Genomic DNA, 14,428 nt, shown 5'->3' on the forward strand with positions numbered 1-14,428 from the left:
TTCAAGTCTAGGCCGGTGCGGAGACCTGGCCGTCCAGCAAGGCTTCGAGCGCCTCAAGGAAGGCCGTGGTCTCAGGCTCCGTACCGGCGGTGACGCGGAGGTGGCCCGGTATGCCGACGTCGCGGATCAGGACTCCGCGCTCCAGGAGGCCTTGCCACAGGGCATGGGGGTTTTCGATTCCGCCGAAGAACACATAGTTCGAATCCGAAGCGGCCGGCTTGAAGCCCATGCGGGTCAGCTCGCTGACAATGCGGTCGCGTTGGACCTTGATGTCCTCGACGTCGGCCATGAGGGCTTCGCGGTGCCGGAGGGCCGCCAGCGCGGTTGCCTGGGTGATCGCGGAGAGGTGATACGGAAGGCGGACCAATCGGATCGCATCGGCGACCTCGGGGGCAGCTGCCATGTAGCCGATGCGCGCACCGGCGAGGGCGAAAGCCTTGCTCATGGTCCGGGAGACAATGAGGCGCTCCCGGCCGGGGAGGAGCGTCAACGCACTCGGCGTGTTGTCGTGGGCGAACTCGTGGTAGGCCTCGTCGACGATCACCACCGTCTGGCTCGCCTCGCCGGCTTCGTAAACGGCTTCGACGACGTCCAGGCCAAGTCCCGTGCCCGTGGGGTTGTTCGGGGAGCAAAGGAACACGACATTCGGCTTGAGTTCGCGGACCTGCGCGGCGGCCGAGGCTGCATCGAGTCCATAGTCTTCAGCGCGAACACCCGCGATGTATGCCGTGTCGGTTCCGCTGGCCAGCAGGGGGTACATCGAGTACGTGGGCGGGAAACCGAGCGCGGACCGGCCGGGCCCACCGAAAACCTGGAGGATCTGCTGCAGCACTTCATTGGAGCCGTTGGCCGCCCAGATGTTTTCGGCCGCAAGGTCGTGGCCGAGGTATTCCGCAAGGGCCTCGCGTAGTTCGGTGAACTCGCGGTCCGGGTAGCGGTTCAGCCCGACGGCGGCTTCCGCTACCGCTTCGGTGATGGCCGCCTGGACATCGGCCGGCACGCCATGCGTGTTTTCGTTGACGTTGAGCAAAATCGGAACATCAAGCTGCGGCGCGCCATACGGGCTCAGGCCGCGGAGGTTGGTCCGGAGGGGAAGTCGGTCAAGTCGCTCAAGCTGGTCACTCACCATGACAGTTTAAGGCGCCGCGGTGGATGCACTGAAACTGTGACGGCCCGGCGCCCCTCCACGCGAGCTGTCGGCCCGCTCAGGATTGCCCTTAGGTGGAAGGAATGAACAGCTGCTGGCCCGGCACGATGCGGCCGTCCTGAAGGTTGTTCAGCTGGATGATCTCGGCAACGACGTCCCGTGGATCCCGGGAAGGCGCGGCAGTTCCCGCAATTCCCCATAAGGACTGGCCCACTTGCACCGTGACGCTCGTACTGGAGGTGGGCTGCAGCTCGGAGGTGGAATCAGCAGCCTTGGCCGGCGAATTCAGGAATCCCGCCAGGCTGAGGAGCGCTGCGACTAAGAGCATTGCCGGGACACCGAAGAAGACCATGCGTCCCCGGCGGGTCAGGCGAAGCCGGCCCGGTGCCGTGCTGCGGCCGGACCTGTGGGTGATGGTGATTGCGGACATGAGCTGAGCCCTTCTGAACAATGCCGCGATCCGGAATCTCCTGGTTGCGGCTGCCAATTCTTGCCTTCAGTCAGTGCTTGCAGGACGACTGTTCGTCGATCTGTTCGAACGATTCGAACGAACACCCGGATCCTGCACCACTTTTATAGAACACATATTCGAATCTTGCTAGGACATTTTTAGCACTTATCAACGAATGATGTCGAGACTCGCTAGAACAAATGTTTGATAAACGCCTGTGCCTGCCCTACGTTTGAGTGAAGGAACGAGCACTGAATCAGTGCAACAGGAGGGTCTGACATTTCAGGCCGACAGTCCCGGCAAGGCCTCAGCGCCGCACGGGCGGAACGGAAGGGCGTTGGCGAACATGGCAGCGAAAGCCACTGGCAGCGGGTCGGCTTCAGCGCGGAGCCAGCAGCCGCAGAAGACACCCAAGAGCCTGACCGTCCGCCAGAAGAAAATCCTGGAGACCATCCAACGTTCGGTGAACGATCATGGCTATCCGCCGTCGATGCGAGAAATCGGGGACACTGTTGGCTTGGCCAGCTTGTCCAGCGTCACGCACCAGTTGTCACAGCTTGAGAAGCTTGGCTATCTTCGGCGCGATCCCAAGCGCCCGCGTGCAATGGAAGTCCTCATGCCGTTGACCCTGGACGGCGGCTCCGTCATACCCGGCGTTGAAGCGCCGGCGAAACTCCGCAGCGCCGGCGGCCTGGCTGTCACGGAACTTGCGAGTGCCAGTGACACGGCCATGGTTCCCCTCGTCGGGCGCATTGCTGCCGGCGGACCCATCCTGGCGGACCAGACGGTTGAAGACGTCCTGCCGCTGCCCCGCCAGCTGGTCGGCCATGGCGAACTCTTCATGCTGAAGGTCGCCGGCGATTCCATGATCGACGCGGCTATCTGCGATGGGGACTGGGTGGTGGTACGGCGTCAAAACGACGCGCTCAACGGCGACATCGTGGCCGCACTCCTGGACGACGAAGCCACCGTCAAGACCTTCCGGCAGCGCGACGGCCACACGTGGCTGCTCCCCCAGAACACGCAATACGAGCCCATCCTGGGAGACCATGCCACGATCATGGGCAAGGTCGTCTCGGTCCTGCGCTCACTGTAGTCCGCTTGGTCCGCGGAAGCTGTGACGGCACCAGGACCGCCGGTTTTCCCGTTAAGCCGACTCGGCGTAGAGCCGTTCGAGCGCACCGCGCACTACTGAACGGTCTGTGGTGGGCCAGAAGGGCGGCAACGCTGCCCGGAGGAAATTGCCGTAGCGCTCCGTCGAAAGCCGTGAATCCAGCACTGCCACGACGCCCTTGTCACCCGTTGAGCGGATGAGACGGCCGGCCCCTTGGGCTAGCCGGATGGCGGCGTGCGTCGCCGAAACTGCCATGAATCCGTTGCCGCCGGCCTGGGCCACCGCGCGGGACCGTGCCGTCATCAGGGGATCGTCCGGACGAGGGAACGGGATCCGGTCAATCACTACCAGCCGGCATGAACCGCCTGGCACGTCAACACCCTGCCAAAGGGACATGGTCCCGAACAGGCACGTGTCCTGTTCCTCGGCAAACTGCCTGACCAGGGCGGCCATGGTCGATTCACCCTGGCACAAGATGTCCACGTCCAGGCGTGAGCGCATCGCTTCCGCCGCATCCTCCGCTGCACGTCGGGAAGAAAACAGACACAAGGCTCCACCATGGGAGGCCTTGATGAGCGCTTCAAGCTCGTCCAGCGCTTCGGCCGAGGTGCCGCGCCCCGGCTTGGGCAGGTGCTTGGCGACGTACAGCATGCCCTGCTTCGGATAATCGAAGGGCGAGCCTACATCCACGCCGGTCCAGCTGGGGGCCCCTTGTCCTGTCAGGCCCAGCCCTCCGGCCGTGGCCTCGAACGCGGAGCCGATAGCCAACGTGGCAGAGGTCAACACCACAGTATGGCCCGCGAAAAGCCCTTCCCGCAGGCGTCCGGCAACGCTGAGCGGCGCGATATTGATGAGCGCAGGCGCATCCTCGTCGGGCGCCGTATAGCCCTGCTGCGGATCAAAGGTGCTGTTCCGGGAGAGCCACACGACTTCCCGGTTGTCCCGGGCCGAGAGCAACCGCTCGCACAGCTCGAGGATCAACATCAGCCGTGAGCGCGCGAGCTGGCGCCCGCCGTCGACCGCGTTGGACGAGTCCGCCTTCGAATCGGAAAGCGCTGCACGGCAGGCTTCCCGCAGCTGGTCCACGCAATCAAGTTGTTCGTCATTGAGACCGTTGGGCAGCAGTCCGGAGGGCGCTCCGATGATCGCGAGTTCCAAGCGGTCCGCAGCGGCGTTCAGCGCGTCCACGGTGATCGCAGTGTGTTTGCGGGCGCTCGAGGCCGCGGCATGGATCATCGCCACGGACAGCTGCCCGGACACGGCACCGGTCACGCGGTCCTGGAGCTCGTGGGCCTCGTCCACCACGACCACGTCGTATTCGGGCAGCACGGCCAGGCCTTCGAAGGCGCTGACCGCGAGCATCGCGTGATTGGTGACTACGACGTCGGACTCCGCGGCACGGTGGCGGGCCAGCTCGCTGAAGCATTCCTCCGCCATCGGACACTTCTGCGCCCCGAGGCATTCCATCGACGTGACTGATACCTGGCGCCACGCCCGGTCCGTCACGCCCGGCATGAGTTCGTCCCGGTCCCCCGTGGCGGTCTTCGCGGCCCACTCACGCAGCCGCAGGACCTCCTTGCCAAGCTGCGAGGCAGGCCCGCCGATGACCGCTGCGAGATGCGGAACGCTCGTGTCCTCGCCGAGGGAGAACAACTGCCCCTCAGCGGGTTCCTCGCTGGGGAAACCGCCCTCCAGCTTGTGCCGGCAGACATAGTTGGCCCGGCCCTTGACCAGCGCGATGCTGACCGGGCGCTCCAGCTCCGGATTGATCGTCTCCAGGAGACGGGGCAAATCCCGGCCTACGATCTGCGTCTGCAGGGCGAGCGTGGCCGTGGACACGAGCGCAGGTTTGTTGCTCTCCATCGCGTGCGCAATCAGCGGAATCAAGTACGCAAGGGACTTGCCCGTGCCCGTGCCCGCCTGGACCAGGAGGTGTTCCCCGGTCTCGATCGCCCGCGCCACCTGCCTGGCCATCTCGTGTTGGCCCGTGCGGTTCTGGCCGCCCATGCCCGCGACGGCTTTGTCCAGGAGTTCGAGGGCGGTCCGTTCCCCCGCGGTCCCGCCGCGCTCCCCCGCCTCCGGATCAACCATTGCTGACGAACGACTCCAACTCGGCTGCCAGGTTTTCATGGACCATGGCCACCACGCGGGTACCTTCCTCCTCATGTTCAAGGCTGAGGATTTCGGCGTCGGTGTTGTGCAGCTTGTTGATGAGCTCGCCCCGGTTGTACGGAATCAGAACCTCAAGGCGCACACCAGGACGCGGTATGGCCTCGCTGATGGCTCCAAGGAGCTCGGCAATGCCCTGTCCGGTGCGGGTGGACACGACGACGTTGCGTGGCTCTTTCTGCTTGAGCCGTTCCACGACAAACGGATCCGCGGCGTCTGCCTTGTTCAGGACAATGATTTCCGGGATCTTCCGGGCATCCACCTCGCTGAACACCGTGCGGACAGCCGCGATCTGGCCTTCCGGATCGGGATGCGAAACGTCCACCACGTGGAGGATCAGATCGGCGTCGGCCACCTCTTCCAGCGTGGATCGGAAAGCCTCCACGAGCTGGGTGGGCAGCGAACGCACGAAGCCGACGGTGTCCGAGAGCGTGTAGCCGATCCCGTCAGGGGTCTGGGCCTTCCGGACCGTGGGATCCAGGGTGGCGAACAGCGCGTTCTCGACGAGGACGCCGGCATCCGTCAGGCGGTTGAGCAGTGACGACTTTCCGGCGTTCGTGTAACCGGCGATGGCGACCGAAGGAACGGCATTACGACGGCGGTTGGCCCGCTTGGTCTCGCGCGATGGCTTCATCGCGGCGATTTCACGCCGCAGCTTGGCCATGCGTGTGCGGATCCGACGGCGGTCAAGTTCGATCTTGGTTTCACCAGGACCACGCGAACCCATGCCGGCGCCGGCACCACCCACCTGGCCACCGGCCTGGCGGGACATGGAATCGCCCCAGCCACGCAGGCGCGGCAACAGGTATTCCAGCTGCGCCAGCTCAACCTGGGCCTTGCCTTCGCGGCTCTTGGCATGCTGCGCAAAGATGTCCAGGATCAACGTGGTGCGGTCCACCACCTTGACCTTGACGATATCCTCAAGGCCGCGCCGCTGGGACGGTGCCAATTCGGCGTCGACCACCACGGTGTCCGCGCCGGTGGCCATCACAATGTCCTTGAGCTCGAGGGCTTTGCCCGAGCCAAGGAACGTGCCGGGGTCCGGCTTCATGCGGCGCTGGACGATCCCGTCCAGGACTTCCGAGCCGGCCGTTTCGGCCAGGGCGGCAAGTTCCCGCAGGGAATTCTCGGCGTCGGCGAGGGTGCCTTCGGTCCAGAGGCCGGCCAGCACGACGCGCTCAAGGCGCAGCTGCCGGTATTCAACCTCGGTGACATCTTCAAGTTCCGTGGACAGGCCCGCGGTGCGGCGCAGCGCCCGGCGTTCGGCCAGATCCTCTTGATCGCCGTCGTAGATGCTGTGCTCTTCGTCCAGACGGGAGATTGCCTGGGCCTTGCCAAACACGCCCCGGGGTTCGTCGCGGTCCTGAACTACGGCAGGTGCGTCCTTGGAGAGAATCCGGTCGATGACAGCCTGGATTTCTTCAGGACTCAGGTCCTGGGCGTCGGAATCGGGTCCGGTGTTCTTCTGCGTGGTCATGGTCTCCTTTAGGGGGTTCGGCATTTCCAGAATAGTGCCGATTCGTCTCTTATGGCGCGGAATTCGCGCAGGGCTGATGCCTGGCAAGGCTCTGCCGACGGTCCGGGACCTCCATCCGGAACGGACTGCGCGATTGCCTGCTCAGTTCCAAGGGCGGGAGGGGACGATCTGCTGAGTGTCCAGGCGTCAAGAAGCAACGTCCGGACCGGACATGCCAAGGCGGAATGGCGCTGCAAATCAAGCAGGCCTGCGTCGCGGGCACTGCCGGCTACTTACAAATGGCCGGCTACTCAAAGATCAAGAACATGCCGATCAGACTATCAGACCCCGTCAAGCCCGTGTTGAGCCGGCATGGAGCCGTGCGCGGTTTCCCTTGCCCGCTGCTGGCCACTAATCTGGCAAGCTATGGAGTCTGCTCACTATTTCAGCGCACAGCCCGCGGGGCCGTTCACCCGCAAGTCCCTCACGGTGGAACTGGCCGGCGCGACCCGCCGGCTCCAGACATCGGGCGGTATCTTCAGCCCCGACGGGATCGACAAGGGAACAGCGATCCTGCTCTCCGAAGTTCCACCGCCGGCCCCGCAGGGAAACCTGCTGGACATCGGCTGCGGCTGGGGTCCCATCGCGTTGACGATGGGGCTCATGGCTCCGCACGCCCGCGTCCACGCCGTTGATGTCAACGAGCGCTGCGTCACCTTGACGAACGAGAATGCCGCCCTGCTGGAGCTCGGGAATGTCACAGCGAGCTTGCCCGACGACGTCGACCCCGACTTGACGTTCGACACTATCTGGTCAAATCCGCCCATCCGCATCGGCAAGGATGAACTCCACAACCTGCTGCTCAGGTGGCTGCCGCGACTCGCTCCGGGTGGAAACGCCTGGCTTGTGGTGCAGAAAAACCTTGGAGCGGACTCGCTTCAGCGTTGGCTGGCCGATACCCTCGACGCTTCGTTCTCGGTATCCAGGGAAAGTACGTCGAAATCCTTCCGCGTGCTGCGAATCAGGAAAGCGTCCCGCTAGCGACTATCACTGCCGGGCCGCTGAGTTCAACATGTTCACGGCCGCTTTCTCCCGGGAAGAAGCGCACGCCGACGACGCCGCCCGGCACCTTGACGCGCCACGTGTCGGGAGCGCCTTCCCCGGCCCAGTGGCGGATGGCAACGGCGGCCGCGCAGGCACCGGTGCCGCACGATTGGGTCTCACCGACGCCGCGTTCGTGGACCCGCATGGTGATGTTGCCTACGCCGTCGTGAACGAGGGGCTCCGCGGGAACCACGAACTCGACGTTGGTGCCGTTGGCCGGCTTGGGATCGACGACGGGCGCCTTGAAGAGCTGCGTGGACTTGAGCTCTGAAAGTTCAGCCAATGCCACTACGGTGTGCGGGTTGCCCATGCTGACGGAAAGGGCCGGCCGGGCGACTTCCAGTCCGTCGGCGCTGACGAGGGAGTCCATGGCCTTGCTGGTGGCATCCTTGGGGAAAATGAACTCCCACGGTCCCATGTCCACTGCATAGCCCTCGGAAGTCCGCACGATCTTCTTGATGCCGCCGCGCGTCCCGATGGTCAGGGATTCACCGGTGCTGAGCGCGACAAGACCCTGCTCGATCAGGAATTGGACGAAGACCCGGACGCCGTTGCCACACATCTCGGACAACGAACCGTCGCCGTTCCGGTAATCCATGAACCATTCGGCATCGGAGTCCGCTTCGAGCAACTGGAGGCCTTCGGGCAGGAAGCGCGAAGGGACTGCCCGGATGAGACCGTCCCCGCCGATGCCCAAGTGGCGGTCGCACAGTGCTGCGACCTGGTCCGGAGAAATCTGGTGCGCGTCTTCGGGGTCCGCGATGAGGACGAAGTCGTTGCCCGTGCCGTGCCCCTTGGAGAAGGCCAGTCCATGAAGACCGGAGGCGGGTACGGCACCGCCGGCAGCGGCAGGCTGCGGGGCGGAAAATGCAAGGGTTTCATCCATGGCTCAAGGCTACCTGCACTAGGGGCCGCGCCTAAATCACCGCCGCCGGGCTCGAACAGATTTCTGCGGCTTTGGCCACCAAATCCGGATCCTGCCAGTCAAGCCAGTGGATCCGGGGGTCTGCGCGGAACCAGGTGAGCTGGCGGCGCGCGAATTGCCGGGTGGCCAAGATGGTTTCTTCGGCCGCGGTAGCCGTGTCGGACTCGCCGTCGAGGACCCGCAGGAATTGGGCATATCCCAGCGCCCGCGATGCGGTCTTCCCTTGTCGCAGTCCGGCAGCGTCGAGCCGCGCGACCTCTTCCAGAAGTCCCGCGTCGACCATCCCCAGTACGCGCTCGGCCAATCGCTCGCGCAGTACTCCGCGGTCGACGTCGAGCCCGATCTGCACGGCCGGCTGGAAGTACTCGCGTTTCGGCATGAAGGAGCTGAACGGACGCCCCGTGAGCTCGAAGACTTCCAGCGCGCGGATCACGCGGCGGGCGTCACCGAGCCTTCCGGCAGAAACGGGGTCGACGTGCTGCAGGCGTTCCTGGAGGCTCCGAAGACCGGTTGTTTCGTGCTCCTGCTCCAGCCGCTTCCGTACGCCGGGGTCCGTGCCGGGAAATTCCAGGACGTCCAACGCTGCCCGGACGTAAAGGCCGGAACCGCCCACCAGGATTGCACGCCTGCCGCGACCATGAATATCACGGATGGCGGCGCGGCAGTCGGCCTGGAATGCGGAGACGCTGGCTTCCTCGGTGACATCCATCGTGTCCAGCAGGTGGTGGGGCACTCCCCTCCGTTCGGCGAGGCTGATCTTGGCCGTGCCGATATCCATTCCGCGGTAGAACTGCATCGCATCGGCGTTGATGACCTCGCCGTCGATCGCGAGGGCGAGATGGACGGCGAGATCGGACTTACCGGATCCGGTAGGCCCGACGACGGCGATCACGGGCGGATTCGGATCCGCTGATGCGGCCGGTACTGCTGTCATGTCGGACTAGCCGCGCCGGGCGGGCAGCGACGGCATGCCGAGGGAGACGCCCTTTTGACCTGTGGCCCCGCCGGCGCCCGGTGCCGGAGCGCCACAGGAGTCGGCCTGCGAGCGGTCCCAAGCGTCGCCGGCACGGGAGCGCCTCAGGCTGTAGTCCGCGGTCGTCGCCGGATCCGAGACGAGGTGGAAGGCAGCAGCCTCGGTGATCGTTACGGTGACGAAGTCGCCAGGCCGTGGGGTCTCTGCGCCTTCGGGCACGGAGAAGTGGACCAGCCTCTGGTCCTGGGAGCGGCCGGACAAACGATGCGTTTCCTCGGCTTTGCGTCCGGACTGGGCCGTGACCAGGAGTTCAACCCGGCGTCCGAGCTGTTTCGCGTTCTCCTCGGCTGCGATGCGGTCCTGGAGGGCGGTCAGCCGTTCGTAGCGTTCCTGGACAACGGCCTTGGGGAGCTGTTCCGGAAGGTCCGCGGCGGGGGTGCCTGGGCGCTTGGAGTACTGGAAGGTGAAGGCGGAAGCGAAGCGTGACTTCTCGACGACGTCGAGCGTTGCTTGGAAGTCCTCTTCCGTCTCGCCGGGGAAGCCCACGATGATGTCGGTGGTGATCGCGGCGTGCGGAATCTTGTCACGGACCTTGTCCAGGATGCCCAGGAACTTCGCAGAGCGGTAAGAGCGGCGCATGTCCTTGAGCACCTTGTCCGAGCCGGACTGGAGGGGCATGTGCAACTGCGGCATGACGTTGGGGGTCTCGGCCATCGCGTCGATGACGTCGTCGGTGAAGGCGGCCGGGTGCGGGCTCGTGAAGCGGACGCGCTCGAGGCCCTCGATGTCACCGCAGGCGCGGAGAAGTTTGGAGAAAGCCAGGCGGTCCCCGAATTCCACGCCGTAGGAGTTCACGTTCTGGCCGAGCAGGGTGACCTCGACGGCGCCGTCGTCCACCAACGCCTGGATTTCGGCCAGGATCTCGCCCGGACGGCGGTCCTTCTCCTTCCCACGAAGGGACGGCACGATGCAGAAGGTGCAGGTGTTGTTGCAACCGACGGAGATGGAAACCCAGCCCGAGTACACGGAGTCGCGTTTGGTGGGCAGGGTGGATGGGAAGACGTCCAACGACTCGAGGATCTCCAACTGGGCCTCGTTGTTGTGGCGGGCCCTGTCCAGTAAAGCCGGGAGCGCGCCCACATTGTGGGTACCGAACACGGCGTCCACCCAGGGCGCCTTGCGCACGATGGTTTCGCGGTCCTTCTGGGCCAGGCATCCGCCCACCGCGATCTGCATGCCCGGATGGGCGGCCTTGACCTGCTTGAGCTCGCCGAGGTTGCCGTAAAGCTTGTTGTCGGCGTTCTCCCGGACAGCACAGGTGTTGAAGACCACGACGTCGGCGACCCCGCCGTCGAAGGGCACGTAGCCTGCATCCTCCAGGAGTCCTGCCATGCGCTCGGAGTCGTGGACATTCATTTGGCAACCGAAGGTGCGCACCTGGTAGGTGCGCTTCTCCCCGTGCTCGGGTGCGGGCTCGCTGACAGGGGCCGGAACAGGCTGCTGAACGGGGGCTGGTGCTGGTGCTGCGGAAGGGGAACTCACCAATCTAGGGTAGCCCCTCGGACTAGTACCAGTTGAAGCCCATCTCATGCTGCCAGGCGTTGCAGGGGGAACGGTAACGGTCGCGGATATACCCCAGGCCCCAATCGATCTGGGTCCGGTAGTTGCTGAGCCAGTCGCTGCCCGCCGAATAGTACTTGTCCGGCGGCAACGCCTGCGCAACACCGTAGGCGCCGCTACTGGGATTGGTGGCATCCGTCATCCAGCTTGATTCCTGGGTCCATAGCAGGGACAGACACTGCATTTGGTCCCCGCCCCAGCCGTAGGCGCCAAGCCGGGAGGACGCGTATTGCCGTGCACCTGCGGGGTCGTTGACGACGTTTCCTCCGCCACCGCCTCCCCCGCCTCCGAAGCCCCCGCCTCCGCCGCTGCTGATGGGCGGCTGGACGGGTTGCTGGGCCTGTTGGGCTTGCTGGGCTCTATTGGCTGCCGCCGCGGCGTCGGCTTCCGCTTGGCGTTGCGCTGCCTCCCTCTTGGCTTCCTGGGCAGCCTGATAGGCGGCAAGCGCCACCTGGCCTTCCTGGTACTTCTGCGCAACCGCAGCAGAAGTGGAGGTCAAGGACGCGAGCTGAGCGACCATGGTCTTTCGCTGGCCGTCCGTGGCGGCAACGCTGTCTTCGGCGGAGCGCCTGGCAGACTCTGCGGCCTGGGCCTTTGCCGCGGCGTCACTGTCCAATTGCGCCAGGACATCGCGGGCAGCTTGTTCCTGCGCGGTTGCGGCGGCGGATGCCTGGGAAGCGCTCAGGGCATCATCGTGCAGCTTCGCCGTACGATCGAGGACCCTGTTCAGCAAAGCGAAATTTTGAATGTTGTCCGGTGCGATGGCGGCATTCGCGAGGGACCAGGGTCCGGGATCGAAACCGCCTGACTCGTATGCCTTGACAACCAGGGACGAGGTGGCCTTCTTCAATGAATCCGCTTTTGACTTGGCCTGTTGGGACGCTTCAGCCAGTTTCTGGGTGACTGCCTGCTGATGCTGCAGCGCGTCATGGGCCTTCGCGTACCCAGTTCCCGCCTTGATGGCTGCCGCGCCTAGCTCGCCTGACTTCTGTTGAAGGCCGGCCAATAACTGGTTGATGCGATCCACTTCGGCACTAGCGGCAGCTTCGTTCCCCTGGGCCTGCTGTACCTCCGCCCAGCTCGGATAGCCCGACGGCGGGGCATCGTCGTCCGCGGAAGCCGGGCCTGCCTGGAGAAGCGACGCGACAAGCAAGGGCACAATGATTGCCGAAAGCCGCAGGGACAACGCGTTCATTGGATCTGACCTGCCTCCCGACTCGGAACACTAGTCCAGAACCTTAGTCGACGGCCGCCAAGAAGCCACCCAACCCCGCCGCCCGGGACAATACTCACAGGCAGCTCTCAGTTTCCCGGGGATGCCGACTAGCCGATCTCGTCCAGGTCAGGACCATCGTGCGCCACGGCACCGTGCGACTCCGGCTCCCCGGCCAAGGCTTCGTCCAGGACCTCCCCGACAATCCGGAACGCCGCCGACGGTTGATAGCCCTTGCGGGCAAGCATCGACGCGAGCCGCCGCGTTTGCTTGTCTCGCTCGGTCCTGTCCGAAAGGTCCGTTCCGGCCCTCAGGCGGCGCGCAACCAGATCCCTGGCCGCGGTCCGCTCGTCGTCATCGCTCACCTGGGCGAGGGCCTTCTCGGCCGTTTCAGCGTCGATGCCTTTGTCGGTCAGTTCGCGCCTCAAGGCACCCCGGGCGAGTTTCCTCGACTGCGCGCGGCTGCGGACCCACATCTCGGCGAAATCGGCGTCATCGATGAGCCGGACTTCCTCGAAGCGGTCCAACACGGCTTCGGCCACGTCCTCCGGGACGCTCCGCTCAGCCAGCTTGCGCGCGAGCTGAAGCCTGCTCTTAGGGGAATTGGTCAGCTGACGGAGCACAATGGCCCGGGCAACCGCCTCCGGATTGGCTTCAGGATCCGCTGCCACGGACGAATCCGCAGACGGACCCCAGGACCGGGAGCGGCCCTCGCGCTTAGCCGTCAACGGCCTTCAGCTTCGGAGATTTCTCGGCTTCGGCAGGCTTGACTACTCCGACACCAAGCTTTTCCTTGATGAGCCGCTCCAGTTCCGCGGCCAGCTCCGGGTTATCCCGCAGGAAGCGGCGGGAGTTCTCCATGCCCTGTCCCAGCTGGTCACCGTCGTAGGTGAACCATGAACCGGACTTCTTGATGATGCCGTGTTCGACGCCCATGTCGATGATGCCGCCCTCACGGGAAATGCCCTGGCCGTAAATGATGTCGAACTCCGCGATCTTGAAGGGCGGAGCCATCTTGTTCTTGACGATCTTGGCCTTGGTGCGGTTACCTACCGAATCCGCGCCTTCCTTCAGCGTCTGGATGCGGCGGACGTCGATGCGGATGGAGGCATAGAACTTCAGGGCCTTGCCACCGGTTGTGGTCTCCGGGGAACCGAAGAAGACGCCGATCTTCTCACGGAGCTGGTTGATGAAGATAGCGGTCGTCTTGGTCTGGCTCAACCGGCCCGTGATCTTACGGAGGGCCTGGCTCATGAGACGGGCCTGGAGGCCGACGTGGGAGTCGCCCATTTCGCCTTCGATTTCAGCGCGCGGAACCAAGGCGGCGACGGAGTCAATCACGACGATATCCAAGGAGCCGGAGCCGATCAGCATATCCATGATTTCCAATGCCTGCTCGCCGGTATCAGGCTGCGAAACCAGCAGCGCGTCGGTGTCGACGCCCAGTTTCGCCGCGTACTCGGGGTCGAGGGCGTGCTCGGCGTCGATGAAGGCAGCGATGCCGCCCTGGCGCTGGGCGTTGGCTACGGCGTGAAGCGCGACGGTGGTCTTACCGGAGGATTCCGGACCGTAGATCTCGACGATACGGCCGCGCGGCAGGCCGCCGATCCCAAGAGCGACGTCCAGCGCGATGGAACCGGTGGGAATGACTTCGATCGGCGCACGGATGTCGTCACCCAAGCGCATGATGGAGCCCTTACCGAATTGCTTGTCGATCTGGGCAAGCGCTGCCTCGAGCGCCTTCTCACGATCCTGGTTTGCCGCCATGGTTCACACCTCTGATGCTTTCTCGCTGTGGACTGGCCTGAACGGCCGCTTTCCTATCTCACCCGACGCTAGTACGAGCCGCTGACAATTTTGTGTGCGACTTCGTCTATGTGGAAAACCACAGGATCCGAATGATGCGAAAAATGGTCCGCTAGGGTCAATTTTCCTCTGAAAGGAGCATAGCCTCATCCGAACAGATATTCGAACAAATCTGCGGGCGTGTCACCGGAAACCGGAAGTCAGAACGTTCCGGAACCTTTGTCCGAGGGCTTGATGTCCCTGCCGAGCCGTCGCTCCGGAGGAACATCCTGGACGTCGCACAGGGCAAGCCAGACGTCGCGGGGGTTGTAGCCCGCTGCCAAGGCGTCGTCTGCCGTGCGGCCACCGACGCCGGCCAATACAAGGGAGCTGCTGAGGACCCGGGAGTAGCCAGCCCCGAATTCATCGTCCATCAGCCGCCAGAAGTCACTGATCCGCACCAATAGAGTC

At 64.5% G+C, this 14,428-nt stretch carries 13 protein-coding genes; 2 read left to right on the plus strand and 11 right to left on the minus strand.

Annotation, left to right across the window (positions count from 1 at the left end):
• Window positions 1-7: 7 nt before the first annotated feature.
• Both AB0323_RS05535 and AB0323_RS05540 read right to left on the minus strand, forming a co-directional pair.
• A complete protein-coding gene (locus tag AB0323_RS05535; RefSeq protein ID WP_284983914.1) occupies window positions 8-1,126 on the minus strand; it encodes a histidinol-phosphate transaminase in 1,119 nt (372 codons plus the stop codon).
• 91 nt (window positions 1,127-1,217) lie between these two features.
• Complete coding sequence (locus AB0323_RS05540) at window positions 1,218-1,577, minus strand: LysM peptidoglycan-binding domain-containing protein (protein ID WP_366176441.1); 360 nt, start codon at window positions 1,575-1,577, stop codon at window positions 1,218-1,220.
• Window positions 1,578-1,944: 367 nt separating this feature from the next.
• On the opposite strand from AB0323_RS05540, the gene lexA reads away from it, so the two are divergent.
• Window positions 1,945-2,694: a transcriptional repressor LexA gene (gene lexA, locus AB0323_RS05545; protein WP_284983916.1), complete on the plus strand. Its 750-nt coding sequence runs from the start codon at window positions 1,945-1,947 to the stop codon at window positions 2,692-2,694.
• A gap of 51 nt (window positions 2,695-2,745) precedes the next feature.
• Here the strand turns inward: lexA and AB0323_RS05550 are convergent, their stop codons facing one another.
• A complete protein-coding gene (locus AB0323_RS05550) occupies window positions 2,746-4,803 on the minus strand; it encodes an ATP-dependent DNA helicase (RefSeq protein WP_366176442.1) in 2,058 nt (685 codons plus the stop codon).
• The gene (gene hflX, locus AB0323_RS05555; protein ID WP_366176443.1) at window positions 4,796-6,358 is read right to left on the minus strand and encodes a GTPase HflX; all 1,563 of its coding nucleotides are present in this window, start codon (window positions 6,356-6,358) and stop codon (window positions 4,796-4,798) included. The genes AB0323_RS05550 and hflX overlap by 8 nt, the downstream gene beginning before the upstream one ends.
• A 405-nt stretch (window positions 6,359-6,763) precedes the next feature.
• Between hflX and AB0323_RS05560 the strand changes: the two genes are divergently transcribed.
• On the plus strand, window positions 6,764-7,378 hold the full coding sequence (locus AB0323_RS05560; RefSeq protein WP_364531666.1) for a methyltransferase: 615 nt from the start codon (window positions 6,764-6,766) through the stop codon (window positions 7,376-7,378).
• Here AB0323_RS05560 and dapF read toward each other — a convergent pair.
• From dapF to AB0323_RS05595, 7 genes are all read right to left on the minus strand, one after another.
• A complete protein-coding gene (dapF, locus tag AB0323_RS05565) occupies window positions 7,359-8,327 on the minus strand; it encodes a diaminopimelate epimerase (protein WP_366176444.1) in 969 nt (322 codons plus the stop codon). The two genes, AB0323_RS05560 and dapF, sit on opposite strands and share 20 nt — an antisense overlap.
• Window positions 8,328-8,358: 31 nt before the next feature.
• Window positions 8,359-9,300, minus strand: a complete 942-nt coding sequence (miaA, locus tag AB0323_RS05570) for a tRNA (adenosine(37)-N6)-dimethylallyltransferase MiaA (protein WP_366176445.1) — start codon at window positions 9,298-9,300, stop codon at window positions 8,359-8,361.
• A gap of 6 nt (window positions 9,301-9,306) precedes the next feature.
• Complete coding sequence (gene miaB / locus AB0323_RS05575) at window positions 9,307-10,929, minus strand: tRNA (N6-isopentenyl adenosine(37)-C2)-methylthiotransferase MiaB (RefSeq protein WP_366176446.1); 1,623 nt, start codon at window positions 10,927-10,929, stop codon at window positions 9,307-9,309.
• Complete coding sequence (locus tag AB0323_RS05580; RefSeq protein ID WP_366176447.1) at window positions 10,904-12,154, minus strand: lytic transglycosylase domain-containing protein; 1,251 nt, start codon at window positions 12,152-12,154, stop codon at window positions 10,904-10,906. Before AB0323_RS05580 ends, miaB begins: the two co-directional genes overlap by 26 nt.
• A gap of 128 nt (window positions 12,155-12,282) precedes the next feature.
• Entirely contained in the window at window positions 12,283-12,843 is a 561-nt protein-coding gene (locus AB0323_RS05585; RefSeq protein WP_366176448.1) for a regulatory protein RecX, read from the minus strand.
• Between the two features lie 46 nt (window positions 12,844-12,889).
• Complete coding sequence (gene recA, locus AB0323_RS05590) at window positions 12,890-13,939, minus strand: recombinase RecA (RefSeq protein WP_364531684.1); 1,050 nt, start codon at window positions 13,937-13,939, stop codon at window positions 12,890-12,892.
• Window positions 13,940-14,178: 239 nt separating this feature from the next.
• Window positions 14,179-14,418, minus strand: a complete 240-nt coding sequence (locus tag AB0323_RS05595) for a DUF3046 domain-containing protein (RefSeq protein WP_306863265.1) — start codon at window positions 14,416-14,418, stop codon at window positions 14,179-14,181.
• Window positions 14,419-14,428 lie beyond the last annotated feature (10 nt).

The organism is Arthrobacter sp. NPDC080031, assembly GCF_040702485.1.
Lineage (GTDB): Bacteria > Actinomycetota > Actinomycetes > Actinomycetales > Micrococcaceae > Arthrobacter.

Excerpts from the sequence above, each read along its gene's own strand:
- AB0323_RS05560 (WP_364531666.1), top strand. The coding sequence starts at position 6,764 with ATGGAGTCTGCTCACTATTTCAGCGCACAGCCCGCGGGGCCGTTCACC.
- lexA (WP_284983916.1), top strand. The coding sequence starts at position 1,945 with ATGGCAGCGAAAGCCACTGGCAGCGGGTCGGCTTCAGCGCGGAGCCAG.
- miaB (WP_366176446.1), bottom strand. The coding sequence starts at position 10,929 with ATGAGATGGGCTTCAACTGGTACTAGTCCGAGGGGCTACCCTAGATTG.
- AB0323_RS05580 (WP_366176447.1), bottom strand. The coding sequence starts at position 12,154 with ATGAACGCGTTGTCCCTGCGGCTTTCGGCAATCATTGTGCCCTTGCTT.
- AB0323_RS05550 (WP_366176442.1), bottom strand. The coding sequence starts at position 4,803 with ATGGTTGATCCGGAGGCGGGGGAGCGCGGCGGGACCGCGGGGGAACGG.
- dapF (WP_366176444.1), bottom strand. The coding sequence starts at position 8,327 with ATGGATGAAACCCTTGCATTTTCCGCCCCGCAGCCTGCCGCTGCCGGC.
- recA (WP_364531684.1), bottom strand. The coding sequence starts at position 13,939 with ATGGCGGCAAACCAGGATCGTGAGAAGGCGCTCGAGGCAGCGCTTGCC.
- AB0323_RS05540 (WP_366176441.1), bottom strand. The coding sequence starts at position 1,577 with ATGTCCGCAATCACCATCACCCACAGGTCCGGCCGCAGCACGGCACCG.
- miaA (WP_366176445.1), bottom strand. The coding sequence starts at position 9,300 with ATGACAGCAGTACCGGCCGCATCAGCGGATCCGAATCCGCCCGTGATC.
- hflX (WP_366176443.1), bottom strand. The coding sequence starts at position 6,358 with ATGACCACGCAGAAGAACACCGGACCCGATTCCGACGCCCAGGACCTG.